General features: G+C 33.2%; 16 protein-coding genes and 1 tRNA gene. 14 read left to right on the top strand and 3 right to left on the bottom strand.

From position 1 onward, the window contains the following. Positions 1 to 208 precede the first annotated feature (208 nt). The 7 genes from NQQ59_RS09635 (at position 209) to NQQ59_RS09605 (ending at position 6,841) form a co-directional block, all read left to right on the top strand. Complete coding sequence (locus NQQ59_RS09635; RefSeq protein ID WP_144218024.1) at positions 209 to 1,126, top strand: alpha/beta hydrolase family protein; 918 nt, start codon at positions 209 to 211, stop codon at positions 1,124 to 1,126. A gap of 17 nt (positions 1,127 to 1,143) precedes the next feature. Next, positions 1,144 to 1,938, top strand: coding sequence for a hypothetical protein (locus NQQ59_RS09630; protein WP_257698182.1), 795 nt, complete (start codon positions 1,144 to 1,146; stop codon positions 1,936 to 1,938). A 319-nt stretch (positions 1,939 to 2,257) separates the two neighbouring features. Further along, on the top strand, positions 2,258 to 2,791 hold the full coding sequence (locus NQQ59_RS09625) for an AAA family ATPase (RefSeq protein ID WP_144218020.1): 534 nt from the start codon (positions 2,258 to 2,260) through the stop codon (positions 2,789 to 2,791). Between the two features lie 65 nt (positions 2,792 to 2,856). Beyond that, a complete protein-coding gene (locus NQQ59_RS09620; RefSeq protein ID WP_144218018.1) occupies positions 2,857 to 4,752 on the top strand; it encodes a RecQ family ATP-dependent DNA helicase in 1,896 nt (631 codons plus the stop codon). Further along, positions 4,752 to 5,699 carry a methionyl-tRNA formyltransferase gene (gene fmt, locus NQQ59_RS09615; protein ID WP_144218016.1) on the top strand — a complete coding sequence of 316 codons (948 nt, stop codon included), beginning with the start codon at positions 4,752 to 4,754 and terminating at the stop codon, positions 5,697 to 5,699. Before NQQ59_RS09620 ends, fmt begins: the two co-directional genes overlap by 1 nt. Before the next feature lie 180 nt (positions 5,700 to 5,879). After that, the gene (locus NQQ59_RS09610) at positions 5,880 to 6,152 is read left to right on the top strand and encodes an HU family DNA-binding protein (RefSeq protein WP_008464760.1); all 273 of its coding nucleotides are present in this window, start codon (positions 5,880 to 5,882) and stop codon (positions 6,150 to 6,152) included. 128 nt (positions 6,153 to 6,280) lie between these two features. Further along, positions 6,281 to 6,841, top strand: a complete 561-nt coding sequence (locus NQQ59_RS09605) for a YqgE/AlgH family protein (protein WP_144218014.1) — start codon at positions 6,281 to 6,283, stop codon at positions 6,839 to 6,841. Here NQQ59_RS09605 and NQQ59_RS09600 read toward each other — a convergent pair. Together NQQ59_RS09600 and NQQ59_RS09595 are read right to left on the bottom strand one after the other, a co-directional pair. After that, entirely contained in the window at positions 6,838 to 7,674 is an 837-nt protein-coding gene (locus NQQ59_RS09600; RefSeq protein WP_144218012.1) for an aminotransferase class IV, read from the bottom strand. The two genes, NQQ59_RS09605 and NQQ59_RS09600, sit on opposite strands and share 4 nt — an antisense overlap. Before the next feature lie 54 nt (positions 7,675 to 7,728). After that, on the bottom strand, positions 7,729 to 8,121 hold the full coding sequence (locus NQQ59_RS09595; RefSeq protein WP_144218010.1) for an START-like domain-containing protein: 393 nt from the start codon (positions 8,119 to 8,121) through the stop codon (positions 7,729 to 7,731). A gap of 150 nt (positions 8,122 to 8,271) precedes the next feature. On the opposite strand from NQQ59_RS09595, the gene NQQ59_RS09590 reads away from it, so the two are divergent. The 7 genes from NQQ59_RS09590 to NQQ59_RS09560 all read left to right on the top strand — a co-directional run bounded on the left by NQQ59_RS09590 (position 8,272) and on the right by NQQ59_RS09560 (position 12,683). Beyond that, positions 8,272 to 8,345: transfer RNA gene (locus NQQ59_RS09590), tRNA-Met, on the top strand. Between the two features lie 139 nt (positions 8,346 to 8,484). Further along, the gene (locus NQQ59_RS09585; protein ID WP_144218008.1) at positions 8,485 to 8,745 is read left to right on the top strand and encodes a hypothetical protein; all 261 of its coding nucleotides are present in this window, start codon (positions 8,485 to 8,487) and stop codon (positions 8,743 to 8,745) included. A gap of 67 nt (positions 8,746 to 8,812) precedes the next feature. Next, positions 8,813 to 9,412, top strand: a complete 600-nt coding sequence (locus NQQ59_RS09580) for a DUF6624 domain-containing protein (RefSeq protein WP_144218006.1) — start codon at positions 8,813 to 8,815, stop codon at positions 9,410 to 9,412. A 167-nt stretch (positions 9,413 to 9,579) separates the two neighbouring features. Beyond that, a complete protein-coding gene (locus tag NQQ59_RS09575) occupies positions 9,580 to 9,948 on the top strand; it encodes a hypothetical protein (protein ID WP_144218004.1) in 369 nt (122 codons plus the stop codon). A gap of 20 nt (positions 9,949 to 9,968) precedes the next feature. Beyond that, positions 9,969 to 11,387, top strand: coding sequence for an aminotransferase-like domain-containing protein (locus tag NQQ59_RS09570; RefSeq protein WP_144218002.1), 1,419 nt, complete (start codon positions 9,969 to 9,971; stop codon positions 11,385 to 11,387). 7 nt (positions 11,388 to 11,394) lie between these two features. After that, positions 11,395 to 11,877: a GNAT family N-acetyltransferase gene (locus NQQ59_RS09565; protein WP_144218000.1), complete on the top strand. Its 483-nt coding sequence runs from the start codon at positions 11,395 to 11,397 to the stop codon at positions 11,875 to 11,877. Positions 11,878 to 11,960: 83 nt separating this feature from the next. Next, positions 11,961 to 12,683, top strand: a complete 723-nt coding sequence (locus NQQ59_RS09560; RefSeq protein ID WP_144217998.1) for a type 1 glutamine amidotransferase — start codon at positions 11,961 to 11,963, stop codon at positions 12,681 to 12,683. Between the two features lie 37 nt (positions 12,684 to 12,720). On the opposite strand, the gene NQQ59_RS09555 is transcribed toward NQQ59_RS09560, so the two are convergent. Then, positions 12,721 to 14,841 carry a cation:proton antiporter gene (locus NQQ59_RS09555; protein WP_144217996.1) on the bottom strand — a complete coding sequence of 707 codons (2,121 nt, stop codon included), beginning with the start codon at positions 14,839 to 14,841 and terminating at the stop codon, positions 12,721 to 12,723. Positions 14,842 to 14,844: the final 3 nt, after the last annotated feature.

Genomic DNA, 14,844 nt, shown 5'->3' with positions numbered 1-14,844 from the left:
AAGTTACAAAGTTACAAAGGTGCATAGAAAAAAGCTTTACAAGATTATTTGATTGTAAAATTTCATCTTATATTTGAGAAAACAATCTGCCGAAATCTCTCGCAAAGTCGCAGAGATGCAAAGATTTATTTTATTAAAATTATAAAACGTAATTTTTGCAAAAAAACTTTGCGTCTCTGCGACTTTGCGAGACTAAAAACACAATACAATGAAAAAAATTATCTTCTTACTTTTTACCTTTTTTACTTTTTACAACAGCAATGCACAAGAAGTCAAAACATTGACTTATTTCCAAAATGACACTTTAAAACTTGATTTAGATTTATATCTTCCAAAGAAAAAAGCAGGTGAAAAGATCCCGTTGATTCTGTTTGCTTTTGGCGGAGGATTTTCCGGCGGAGAACGCACAAGTGAAAAAGACTTCGGAAAATTTATGTCGCAAAACGGTTATGCGGTTGCGAGTATTTCATACAGTTTATACATGAAAGGAAAAGATTTTGGTTGCAAAGGAACTTTGACTGAAAAAATAAAAGCGATTCAAATTGGCGTGAGCGATATGTGGCAAGCAACAGCTTTCATGATTGAGAATGCAGACAAATACAATCTAGACACTTCAAAATTCTTCATTTCCGGAATAAGTGCTGGAGCCGAAATTGGTTTTCATGCTTCTTTTTGGGATTATAAATTAATGAATTTATACAAAAACAATCTTCCAGAAAACTTTAAATACAAAGGTTTTATTGGTGGCTCGGGCGCAATTCAAGATATTAACTTAATCACGAAAGAAAAAGCAATTCCGATGTTATTAGCTCATGGAAATAATGATGATACGGTTCCATACAGCGCAGGTTCTCACCGTTCTTGTCCGACAAATTCTTCGGGTTGGTTGATTCTTTTTGGTTCTTATGCCGTTTACAATCAAATGCAAGATTTACACAAAGACATTGAATTGATTACTTTCTGTGGAGGCGGACATGAATTTTCAGGTTATCTTTTTCATCAAGGCCAACAATATGTTTTAGATTTTGTGAATGATGTTTTGAGAGGAAAAAAATTTCAATCGCATTTGATTATTCCTTCCGATAAAAAAGGAAAGGATTCTGGAAAGTATTTGTTTTGCGAGTAAAATAAAACCTTATGAGAATGAGAATGAGCATAAAAATAATATTGTCAGTAATTATTTTGGGATTAAGCATTCAATGCAAGCAGAATGAAGAAAAACAAAAAAACAAACCGCAAAAAATTGAAAAAATATTAGCAATAAACAATTACAAATTTATAGGAAGTACAAGCTTAAAATTTCAATTCTTCTCCGATAGCTCTTACACTTTCACAATCATAAAAAAAGAAGATGACTACGAAAAGTTAGAAATTTTTAAAGGCTCTTGTTTTGTAAAAAATGACACAATTTACTTTAAACCATTTGAATTTAAATTTGATAGAAGTAGTGAGAAAGCAGTAATTAAAAACAACTTTATTGAGTTCGACAAATCAGCATTAAAAATAGAAATCAAAAAAAATCTGTTTAAGACAAAAAATGAATTAGACTTTACAAAATTTAAAGATTATGCAATTTTTAGCTTCAACCAAGAAATGCATAGTTCAGTATATTATGGTTATGAGCCCAACACAATAAAACCTTATGATCTAACACAAAAGGAGTTAGTTGAAACGGATCTAATCCTAAAGAAGTGTTTCTCTGAAAACAAATCAAAACTTGAAAAATTTGACCAATACATAAAACAATGTATTGTCGTTATAAACAAAAAACAAGAGAAAGAGGTTTGGATAAGCTGTTATTGTAATGATTTTTATTTTAAAGATACTTTCAAATATGATTTAATCAGAATGAATGACGGTGGAAATTGTAATATTAATTTAAAAATCAACTTAACCAAACACAATTACTCAGACTTAAATATTTCTGGAAGTGCATAAAAAGTTTTCAATTTCAGAAAATGCTCCAGCGGAGCAAAATATTTATAGCAAAATTCAATTTAACCCAATCAAAAGCTCCAGCGGAGCGACATAATTTAGATAGTTATATGTCGCTCCGCTGGAGCTTTTTCCCTATTGTGTTTATTTTTCTATAAATATGTCGCCCCTCTGGGACTTTTCACTTTTACTTAAAACCAAACCATTTCTTCTCCTCAATCAGCAACTTTTGTTTATTAAAATATCAAATCTTTCGTTTCTAATAAATATTCTTTTTAATTATAAATAACTTTAGGTAAATTTGCGCTTTATTTTTAGAATAGTGCAAAAAGAAATTATAGTCTTACTTGGCGGACCCGGTACTGGAAAATCAACACTTATTAACGAATTGGTAGCTCGTGGCTTTTGTTGCTATCCTGAAATCTCAAGACAGGTTACCATGAAAGCGCAAGAAGAAGGCATCGAACAATTGTTCTTAGAACAGCCTCTTTTATTCAGCCAAATGCTTTTGGAAGGTCGTATTGAACAATATAAAAATGCTCTTAACGAACCTGACAATGTAGTTTTTATTGACCGAGGAATTCCTGATGTTGTAGCCTACATGGATTATATTGGAGACGATTATCCAGAATTTTTCACCAAAGCTTGCGAAGATTATAAATATTCTAAAACTTTTATTCTACCGCCATGGGAAGAAATTTACCAAAGTGATGCAGAGCGTTACGAAAATTTTGAACAGGCAGTTAAAATTCAGGAACATCTTATTGAAACCTATAAAAAATATGGTTACGAATTGATCGAAGTTCCAAAAGATACAGTTGAGAACAGAATTCTTTATATCTTAGACAAAATTTAGCAAAAGGTTTTAAAGTTGCAAAACTAGAAGCTGTTTTCTAAATTTTTAACTTTAAAACTCACGCAATGCTCGGAGCGCAGGATATTCTTCTAAAATACTGGAAACACGACAGTTTTAGACCGTTGCAAAAAGAAATTATCGATTCTGTTTTAGAAGGACAGGATACTTTTGCAGTACTTCCGACAGGCGGAGGAAAATCGATTTGTTTTCAGGTTCCTGCCATGATGCAGGAAGGTATTTGTCTCGTAATTTCTCCATTAATTGCTTTGATGAAAGACCAGGTAATGAATCTTCAAAAAAGAGACATTAAAGCAATTGCTCTTACAGGCGGGATTCACACTGAAGAAATTATTGATCTTTTAGACAATTGCCAATATGGTAATTACAAATTCCTTTATCTTTCCCCAGAACGTTTACAATCGGACTGGATTCTGGAACGAATCAAAAATCTTCCTATCAATTTAATTGCTATTGATGAGGCGCATTGTGTTTCGCAGTGGGGGCACGATTTTAGACCGGCTTATCTTAAAATTTCGGAGTTAAAGAAATTTTTTCCTAAAATTCCGTTTTTGGCTTTAACCGCAACCGCAACTCCAAGAGTTATTGAAGATATTAGAACGCAGTTGGAATTAAAAAATCCGAGACATTTTCAGCAGTCATTTGAGCGTAAAAATATTGCTTACATGGTTTTTGAAGTGGAAGACAAACTTTACAGAACCGAACAAATTCTTAAAAAAAATCCGCAACCTTCTATTATATACGTCCGAAATCGCAAATCTTGCCTAAACATGTCTTCGCAATTACAATCGCTGGGATTTACATCGACTTACTATCATGGTGGACTTTCGGCAAAAGAAAAAGACAAAAACATGCAGTTGTGGATGTCGCAGCAAGCACAGGTTATTGTAGCAACAAATGCTTTCGGAATGGGAATTGACAAAGACAATGTCAAAACTGTTATCCATACTCAGCTTCCTGAAAATTTAGAAAATTATTATCAGGAATCTGGTAGAGCGGGTCGAAACGGCGCAAAGGCTTTTTCCGTTTTACTTTATAATAATTCGGATATGATCCAGACTGAGCAACAGTTTTTAAATATTCTTCCCGATAAGAAGTTTTTAAAAACGATGTATATAAAACTCTGTAATTATTTTCAGATTGCTTATGGCGAAGGTTTAGACGAATCATTTTCGTTTAAAATGAATCATTTTTGCAATAAATACGACTTCCCTACTGTAAAAACCTACAATGCATTACAATTTCTGAATCAGCAGGGAATCATTACGATGTCTCAGGAATTTTCAGAGAAAATCAATATTCAGTTTTTAATTGAGTCAAAAGAAGTGATTCGCTATATGAGTTTAAATCCGAATGACGAGGAAATTATTCTTGCCATTCTAAGAACTTATCCTGGTGTCTATGAGGTTAAATCTAATTTGAATTTAGGTTTGATTGCTAAAAAATCGAATCGTTCAGAAGAACAAGTTATTGCTCTTTTAGAAAAATTAAAAGAAAAAGAAATTATTGAATATAAATCTAAAAACAACGACGCTACTATTTTATTTAATGAAGTCCGCGAAGACGATCATACCATAAATAGAGTTTCAAAATATTTAGAAAAACAAAATCTAGTTAAAAAAGAACAACTTCTATCTGTCCTTCATTATATAAAAGACTCTAAAACCTGTAAAAACAGATTGGTCTTGGATTATTTTGGAGAAGAAACTAACGAAAACTGTGGTATTTGCTCCTATTGTATTACCCAAAAAGGAAAAATCACTGAAGCAGATTCTATTGCTGACAAGATTCTATCTTTACTAAAAACAGCTTCTTTAAGTTCAAGAGAAATTGAAAACCAGATCAACATGGACACTAAAGACATTGTTTCGGTTCTTCAGGAATTACTTGAAAACAATCATATTATCATACAGGCGAACAATAAATACACTTTAAAATCATAATGGAGAAATTGAGAATTATATTTATGGGAACACCAGAATTTGCTGTAGGCATTCTGGATACCATTATTAAAAACAACTATGAAGTTGTTGGCGTAATTACTGCTGCAGACAAACCAGCAGGACGCGGACAAAAAATAAAATATTCGGCAGTTAAAGAATATGCACTTGCCAACAATCTTACGTTATTACAACCTACCAATTTAAAAGACGAGAATTTCTTAGCTGAACTAAAAGCTTTAAATGCCAATTTACAAATTGTAGTCGCTTTTAGAATGCTACCAAAAGTAGTTTGGGAAATGCCCGAATTAGGAACTTTTAATCTTCACGCCTCTTTATTACCAAATTATCGTGGTGCTGCACCAATTAACTGGGCCATTATTAATGGAGAAACCAAAACCGGTGTTACTACTTTCTTTATTGATGATAAAATTGATACCGGAGCAATGATTTTAAATTCTGAAATTGCTATCGAACCAGAAGAAACGGCAGGACAATTACACGATCGATTAATGCTTTTAGGAAGCGAAACTGTAATTGACACTTTAAAAGTCATTGAAAATGGAAATGTAACAACGACAATTCAGGAAGATCATGACGACATCAAAACAGCCTATAAATTAAACAAAGAAAACTGCAAGATTGACTGGACAAAATCAGGAGCCGAAATCAACAATCTGATTCGAGGTCTAAGTCCGTATCCTGCATCTTGGTGTTTCTTAAAAGACCAAGCAGAAGAATTAAGCATCAAAATTTACGAAGCTAAACTAGTCTCAGAATCACATTCTTATGAGGTTGGAAAGTTAATTAACAGTAAAAAAGAAATCAAGATTGCAATAAAAGACGGCTTTATTCAGTTATTAAGTCTACAATTTCCAGGAAAAAAGAGAATGCTTGCCTCCGAATTATTAAATGGAGTAAGCTTTTCTGACGCTGCAAAAGTCTATTAACATCAGTAAAACAGGGGTTTGTACCTAATTTTCATCGATGAACAACATTCTTTATGAACAAAAAAAGCAAGTTATCAACAATTTTTGCTAAAATTAAAGAAAAGACTTGCACGCAACGGATTTCCTACTAAATTTGTGTATTAACAATTTTTTTTAACCAACAATTAATAACTAATTATTATGAACAAATCAGAATTAATCGATGCTATCGCTGCTGATGCAGGAATTACAAAAGCTGCGGCGAAATTAGCTTTAGAGTCTTTTTTAGGTAATGTAGGAACAACTTTGAAAAAAGGAGGAAGAGTTTCATTAGTAGGTTTCGGATCTTGGTCAGTATCTTCTAGAGCTGCTAGAGATGGTAGAAACCCTCAAACAGGAAAAACTATCAAAATCGCAGCTAAAAACGTAGTAAAATTCAAAGCTGGTGCTGAATTAGAAGGTGCAGTGAACTAAGTAAGAAAGTTCTCTAAACTTATAATATAATTAAAACCTTCCTTATGGAAGGTTTTTTTATGCGGTTTAACGATTTTTTTTGTGATTTTAATTTTTTTATGATTAAATTTAATAAAAATTGTAACCGTATGATTTCAGAAAAATTAAAAAAAGGACACCTGCTTATTGCCGAGCCTTCAATAATTGGAGATTTATCTTTTAACAGATCGGTAATTTTATTAGCAGACCATAACAAAGAAGGATCAATAGGTTTTATAATCAATAAGCCATTAAAATATACTATTAATGACTTAATACCAGAAATTGATGCTAATTTCAAAATATACAACGGAGGCCCTGTAGAACAAGACAACCTTTATTTTATTCACAATATTCCTGAGTTAATCCCAAATAGTGTTGAGATTTCGAACGGAATTTATTGGGGAGGCGATTTTGAATCAACCAAAGATTTAATAAATAGCGGTGCTATCAGCAAGAATAACATTCGCTTTTTCTTAGGTTATACTGGTTGGGACGAAAATCAGCTTGAAAATGAAATGCAGGGAAACTCTTGGATTATTGCTGATAATAATTATAAAAATAAAATTATCGGAAAATCTACCACTCATTTTTGGAAAGAGCAGATTATAGAACTTGGAGGCGACTATCTTATTTGGTCTAATGCACCAGAAAATCCATATCTGAATTAATTTTCAGAAATGGATTCATTTAGTTTTTGCACTAATAAATGCGCCAAATTTATTTTAAACTCCTTTTTTCGATATTTAGTTATCGGCTGTATCCCTGTGATTACATTGGTTAGAAATAATTCGTCTGCTTTTTGAAGATCAAACGGCGAAATTATTTCTTCTAAAACTTCTATGCCCTCTACTTTCTTAGCTAAAGCTAAAATTTGTTTACGCATTACACCATTTAAAGCTCCCTCTGAAACTGGAGGCGTAATTAGTTTATTTCCAGAAACCATAAAAATATTCCCTTGAAGGGCCTCTACTACATTTTTACTGTCATTCAGTAAAATACAGTTTGCAAGGTCGTTTTCGTGCGCGTAAATACTTCCTGTTATATTAACCATCTTATTGGTCGTTTTAAGCGACGATAATAATTGCTTGGTTACATAGAAGTCTTTGTACAAATCTACTTCGTATTCTTTTGTACTTACTGAGTAAGAAGTATTTCCAAGAACAATGGCGTTAATTAAAAATGAAATTTCGTTGCTTTTTGGAAGATATAAACCACCATCTTTTCTAAAAACAGTAATTCTAGCTCTTGCTGAAGAAGCAATATTTAGTTCTTTAACTAAGTTAAGAATTTGCTCCTCAAAGTATTCCATTGTAAAATTCATTGGAATCATCATTCGAACAACACGCATTGAAGCCATCAACCTAAAGTAATGATCTTCAAGAAACAAGATTTTTCCGTTGATAATTTTTACTGTTTCAAATATCCCATCACCGTATAAAAAAGCACGATTTTGAGTTAATACATTCTCTTCTTGCCCGATGTTTCCGTTAAAATTAATCATAAAAAAACCCTGAATTTTGTTCAGGGCAAATATAAGGTATAAAAAAGACTTTTACTAAACAGATCCAATAAGATGTTTCAGATCTGAGATCTGATTCTCCCACAATTGTTTAGCTTCGCCTATTTCTTCTCTATCCGCAAAATCAACCACCATAAGCGATACATCTTTAGTCAATTCATCCACTAAAATATGGAGTTCAAAAAAGTAATCAGTGTCTTTACTGCTTTCATCTACCCATTTAAACTTTACTTTTTCACCAGACTTTTTAGACGCTAAACGCGCTTTTTCTTGCGAATCATTCCAGATGAAAGTAAAAAATTCCCCTCTTGAGTTAACGTTGTCAGCAAACCATTCTTGTAAACCTGACGGCGTTGATATATATTGATACAATAATTGCGGCGAAGAATTGATCGGAAACTCGATTTCGTAACGTATTTTTGAATCCATGTGCTACTTTTAATTTTTTCGAAATATAAGAATATATGTCCAAAAACAATGCTTTTTTAAAAATATTTTTTTTTCTTTCTTTTTTGCTTGTATGCTTTAATATTATTTCTATCTTTGCACCCGCAATCAGGAATTCATGATAGCAGTCCAGGCGAGGTAGCTCAGTTGGTTAGAGCGCAGGATTCATAACCCTGAGGTCACGGGTTCAACTCCCGTCCTCGCTACTTAGGTAAGAGACACCACTTTTTTAAGTGGTGTTTTTTTTATTTAAAAATCTTCGTAATTTGTAGTAGATTTGTGTTTTATTTTTCAATAAACAAACCATTAAAACCGCTTTTTTCGAACTAAGTAATTTATAACCAAATGGATATAGTTAAATTCAAGATCACATCAAAAACGATAAAAGTCGAAGTACGCAATTCGAACAATTATGTTTTTAATTTTAATACTGCTTTAGAAATCGATAAAGCAGACAAAGATGTTTTATTGAAACTATATAATGCCTTAGATCTTCTTTTTAAGAAAGAAGCCACAATCGAAAACAAAAATTATATTTCTCCAAACCAAACCAATATCTTAGATCAGATTTCTGCTGCTGATTTGGAAAAGGAGGATAATAACTAAATTTACAAGAAAACACTACTTCTTGTAAACTGAAGTCATTTTTCGTTAATTCTTCAACCAATATCAGATGGCCAATAAAACCATTTCCAAAAGAATCATTGAGCTGAAAAATGCCGATCTCGAGCTGAGAGCTAAACTTATTGAAAGTAAAAAGCTTTCTGAAGGATATAAAGAAGAAATGGAAAAACTGCATCTTCAAAACGCAGCAATTTTAGAAGAAATAATAAATTCAATCGGCTATCCAACTATCGACAAAGTAGGTAAAGAAGCTAGTGAAGCCGCCTGGCTCATCATTCAGCATTCAATCGGACTGCCCGATTTTATGAAAAAATGTGCTGATCAATTACAAAATGAAGTTGATCAAAAGAAAGCAGATCCAATCCATTTAGCTTATTTAAGTGATAGAATAGCAGTCCTGGAAGGAAAACCTCAACTTTACGGAACTCAATTTGATTGGGATGAAAATGGAGATTTAAGTCCGAATTTGTTTGATGACTTATCAATATTAAATCAAAGGAGACAATCTATTGGACTCAACTCCTTGGAAGAACAAACAGAAATTATTCGCAAACGAGTAAAACAAGAAAATCAATTACCACCGAAAGATTTCGAAAAACGAAAACAAGAAGTTCTGGACTGGAAAAGAAAAACAGGCTGGATAAAATAACTTCAAATTCAACAGTAGTTCTGAATCAATCCTTCATTCAATAAAAAACTTAACGGTAATTTTTACAGATTCAATAAAAACACTACCTTTAATCTGTATCCGTAAAAAAAGTATTTTCTGTATCTGTACCCAAATCTTTAATAGCAATAATTTTGCTAAAAAAAGATATGAAATCTAAAGCATTACTACAGAAAAAACTAACATTTAGAGAAGTGTATATATTTGATATGGAAATTTTACAAAACATTTTCAGTCAAAACAAGTCTGTAAAAGCCGAAGATCAAATGCTTTTTGGTATTCCTTTTTTACTCGTTGAAAAAGAAGGCAAAATCAATTCGTTTGCCACTTTATTACTGAATTCGAATAACGAAATCGTACATCAAATTTACGATGACGGAAGTTTAACCGATAAAGACAAAACACTATTTGAGGAGTATATTTCAAATTTTCTAAAGAAAAAAAGAAGTGCGAATTTCAAAAATCCTCAACAGCTTAAACACAGCACGGATTATTTTATGCATTCTTTAAACTTTTAAACCATTAGCAAAAAGCGTCAATGAAAAATCGCGAAACATTATATTTAAAAATTGCCAAAATAATAGAAGATCAAATTCATAATGAGATTCTGGTGCTCGGCAGCAAACTGCCTTCTGTACGAAGTGCGCAAAAATTATATAATGTTAGTTTAAACACAATCAAACAAGCTTATTTAGAATTAGAAAGCCGTTCGTTGATAGAATCTCGTCCAAAAACGGGATATTACGTTAGCAAAAGTTCACAGCGTACAACAGCGCTTCCAACAATTGCCAGCATTGACAATCACGAAACCGAAAATACTCCTGAAGAACTTATCGATAAAGTTTTCAGTACCATCAACAGATCAGATGTGACCCAATTTGCATTGGGATTACCTGGAAAGAATTTTCTTCCCGTGGCCAAACTCAACAAAGGTATTATCAATGCGGTTCGCAATAGAGACGATGCAGGTACAGCTTACGAACCCGTTCAGGGATCTGAAGAACTTCGACGCGCTATTGCAAAATGGGCAATTGTGATGGAAGGAAAAATTACTGAGGATGATATTGTAATTACTTCTGGCGCTATGCACGCCATGTACAATGCACTTATGGCTGTGACATCTCCGGGAGACAGTGTTGCTGTAGAAAGTCCTGCTTATTTTGGAATACTCCAAGCCATTAAAGCATTAGGTTTAAAAGCAGTTGAAATTCCGACTCATCCTTTGTATGGAATAGATCTCGACGCTTTAAAAAAAGTACTACCTGAAATAAAAGCCTGTTGTTTTGTCTCCAATTTCAATAATCCAATGGGGTTTCAAATGCCAGACGAAAACAAACAAGAACTGGTAAGACTGATTACACAATATAACACTCCATTGATTGAAGACGATATTTATGGTAATCTTTATTTTGGTTCAGAACGACCTAGACCTTGTAAATTTTATGACGAAGCTGGCTTAGTTCTATGGATCGGATCGGTTTCTAAAACTCTTGCACCAGGTTATCGCGTTGGATGGATTGCGCCAGGAAAATTTAAAGATAAAATTATACGTCAAAAGCTAGTTCAAACGGTTTGTAATTCTTCTTTATATTCAGATGTAATTGCAGACTTCTTGGAACACGGTCGTTACGATCATCATCTGAGATCTTTTAGAAATAAGCTTTACAATAATTATCTCCAGATTAGCCGAACTGTAGAATCTTATTTTCCAGATAACACTAAAATCGCACAGCCAAAAGGCGGTTTTATGCTATGGGTAGAATTAGACGAAAGGATTTCCACAACAGAATTATATAACACTGCCCTAGCCCAAAAAATTGTATTTGCACCAGGAAGAATTTTTTCGCAGTACAATCAATACAATAACTGCATGAGGTTGACGTATGTCCTAGAATGGAATGAACGTGTAGATGCTGATTTGAAAAAATTGGGCAGAATAATAAAAAATAGTATTTAATAGCATTATGAAAAATAAGGAACAAGTAGAAATAGCGACCTATAACCCAAAGTATAAAAAAAGTTTTAAAGACTTAAATATAGAATGGATTTCAAATTATTTTGTAGTTGAACCCAACGATGTAAAAGCACTTGATCATGCCGAAGAATATATTATAAACAAAGGCGGAGAAATTTTTGCAGCTGTTTTAAATGATGAAGTTTTAGGTGTTTGCGCTTTAATAAAAAGTGATGGAAAAGATTACGATTACGAATTAGCAAAAATGGCTGTAAGTCCGAAAGCACAAGGAAAAGGCGTTGGATTATTATTGGCCGAATCAGCAATAAAATGGGCTAAAGAAAAAGGTGCTTCTAGAATTTATTTAGAAAGCAATACAAAACTTAAACCTGCAATAAAGCTATATGAAAAGTTAGGATTCAAAGAAATAACAGGTCTTTCTTCAGCTTATGATAGAGTCGACATTCAGATGATGCTTACGTTGAATTCTTAAATCTGGACTATTTCAGTAAAAGAAAAAGTGGACTATCAAAAACGTTCTTTATCCTACTACATTTGTTGTAATTTTTAGATCGAATGAACATACACTTTATACAACACGAAACATACGAAGCTCCAGGCGCGTATTTGAATTGGGCAGAAAGCAGAAATTACAAAACAACTTTCTCTAAAGTTTATAAAAATGAGGTGCTGCCAGATTCAACTGATTCTATAGACATGCTAATTGTAATGGGCGGACCTCAAAGTCCAAACACTACGCTTGAAGAATGTCCGCATTTTAATGCAGAAGCCGAAATTGCTTTAATTCAAAAATGTATTACTGCAGGAAAAGCCGTTATTGGCGTTTGTCTGGGTTCACAATTAATCGGACAAGCTTTAGGATCAAACTTTGGTCATAGTCCTGAAAAAGAAATTGGCGTTTTCCCGATTACTTTAACCGAAGACGGAATAAAAGATGAAAAAATAAATCATTTTGGATCAATTTTAAATGTGGGGCATTGGCACAATGACATGCCTGGTTTGACGAAAGAAAGTAAAGTTCTAGCTTTTAGTGAAGGCTGCCCGATTCAAATTGTTTCTTATTCTAATCTTGTTTATGGTTTCCAATGCCATATGGAACTTACAACTGAAGTTGTTTCTCTATTAATCGAAAGCGAAACAGATTTATTAACGAAAAGCAAAAAACATCGATTTGTTCAAAATCCAGAAGAAATTCTTTCTTTTGATTATAACGAAATGAATAAAAAGCTTTTTCAATTTCTTGACAAACTTGTTTTGGCTTATAACGCATCAAAATAAAAAGAAAACCCTTAGATTTCTGTCTAAGGGCTTTGATTTATTTAAAAATATTTCGAATTACTTTTCCTATCTCAACAAAATCGTCGTGACTGCTAACAGCTCTCTTTTCGGTCGTATTTTTTTCAGTTTTTGAAAAAGGATAAATCAGCATGTAATTATTATTAATTACTTTTTTATTAAGCAAATCAGGCACATCGCGCATTTGCTGAAAGTAAGAATACATTCCTTTATCTGCCATCATAATGATCAAACCTTCATCTTCTCCCAAATTGAAAGCAGTTTCCTGTGCCTGGTTCCAAGAATCAAGTATATTGAATGTGGCTTCTATAGTTGCTTTTTTTACAATTCTTTTTAAAAGCAACATGGTTTTCTCTTTTCCATAAAAGTTCATTTTTGCACCAGAATTTCGCCCAATATTCCAAATTCGAAGCATTGAATGAAAAAAACCAGCGTCTTTTTCAGCATTTTCAGGAATCAAAACTATATAATTTTTTATAGTAGAAACAGGCTGCACAGCATGATAAATCATCAGATTTATATTTTTATTTTTGAGATAACCGTTGTACAAATTATAAACGAAAGAAGCAGAGAATCCTTTTCCGCCTTCTAATCCTACAATTAAATCTGTTATTTCTTTTTCTTTAATGACGTTACTAATTCCGCTTGCTGTATCATTATCATGACGCGTAATCGGATTGAGTTTAACATCGGCCGCAGAAGCCGCTTTAACCGCTAATCCCAGAATCTTTTCTGCATTTTTTACCGACGATTCATTTTCTTCCTCATTAATCACATTGACAGCAAAAACACGATCTTTATTCGTAGATGTTTTTACAATCAGTCCGAGATTTACCATTTTTTCTACCGTCTCTTCGTGATTCAACGCCAGAAGAATATTCTCTTTTTCTTCGCTTTTGCCCGACACTTTATCATCTTTATCTGAGTCTGCAATTCGCTGGGCGCTGGCCATTGAAACAAAAGAAGAAACCGTACAAGAAATTAATATCAAAAGAATACTGCCGTTAAGAACATGATCGTTTAAAAGTCTTATCGGTTCACCTGCATCATTTTCTCCAATAATAATGTTATAACCTACCATAACAGAGGCTAATGTTGCAGCTGCAGATGCGGCGCTCATACCAAAGATCAACTGTCCCTCGTCATTTGTAAGTTTATAGGTTTTCTTGGTCAGCATGGCGGCAAAATATTTACCTCCAATAGAAGCTATAAGCATAATTGCGGCCACCCACAATGTTTCCCAACTCTGTATAAAAGCAGTAAAATCAATAAGCATTCCGACACTTATTAGAAAAAACGGAATAAAAATAGCATTCCCAACAAATTCTACTCTATTCATTAAAGATGAAGTATGTGGAATTAATCTGTTTAAAGCAAGACCTGCAAAAAAGGCACCAATGATAGATTCGATTCCGGCAAGTTCTGCCAAAAGAGCCGCCAAATAAATCATCACAATTACAAAAAGATACTGCGAGATTTTATCTTCCACATTTTTGAAAAACCATCGCGCAATAATAGGAAAGAGTAATAAAACAATCAGCGTAAAAAGCACCATAGAAACAGTTAGTTTTACCCAAAAAGCTGTACCAACTTCTCCTTGAGACATTCCGACCACAACAGCCAGGACAAGAAGTGATAGAACATCGGTAATCATGGTTCCTCCTACGGTTATGTTGACTGAAAGATTTTTAGCAATTCCTAATGCGCTTACCATTGGATACACGATCAAAGTATGTGATGAAAACAAACTGGCAAAAAGTACCGAAGTCAGGAACGAAAAACCTAATACATAATATCCTCCAACAAGACCGAGGATAAAAGGGACCGCAAAAGTATAGAGAGAAAAAACAATACTTTTCCACTTATTTTTCTTGAAATCGGCCATATCGATTTCCAATCCCGCCAAAAACATAATGTATAAAAGACCAGTAGTTCCCGTAACCACTACGCTGCTATCTCTAGAAAGCACGCCAAAACCATTTGGGCCAATAACGGCGCCAGCAATGATGAGTCCAAGCAAGTGAGGAACTTTAATCTTATTTAATAAAAGCGGAATGCATAATATTATAATAAGTTCGATAAGAAATTTTAAAAGCGGATCTTCAATAGGAAGACTAATATGATGTATACTTAAAAACATAAA

This window comes from Flavobacterium panacis, from assembly GCF_024649945.1.
Classification (GTDB): Bacteria; Bacteroidota; Bacteroidia; order Flavobacteriales; family Flavobacteriaceae; genus Flavobacterium; species Flavobacterium panacis.
The sequence above is the reverse complement of the archived record's forward strand: the minus strand, read 5'-3'. Positions and strand labels throughout refer to the sequence as shown.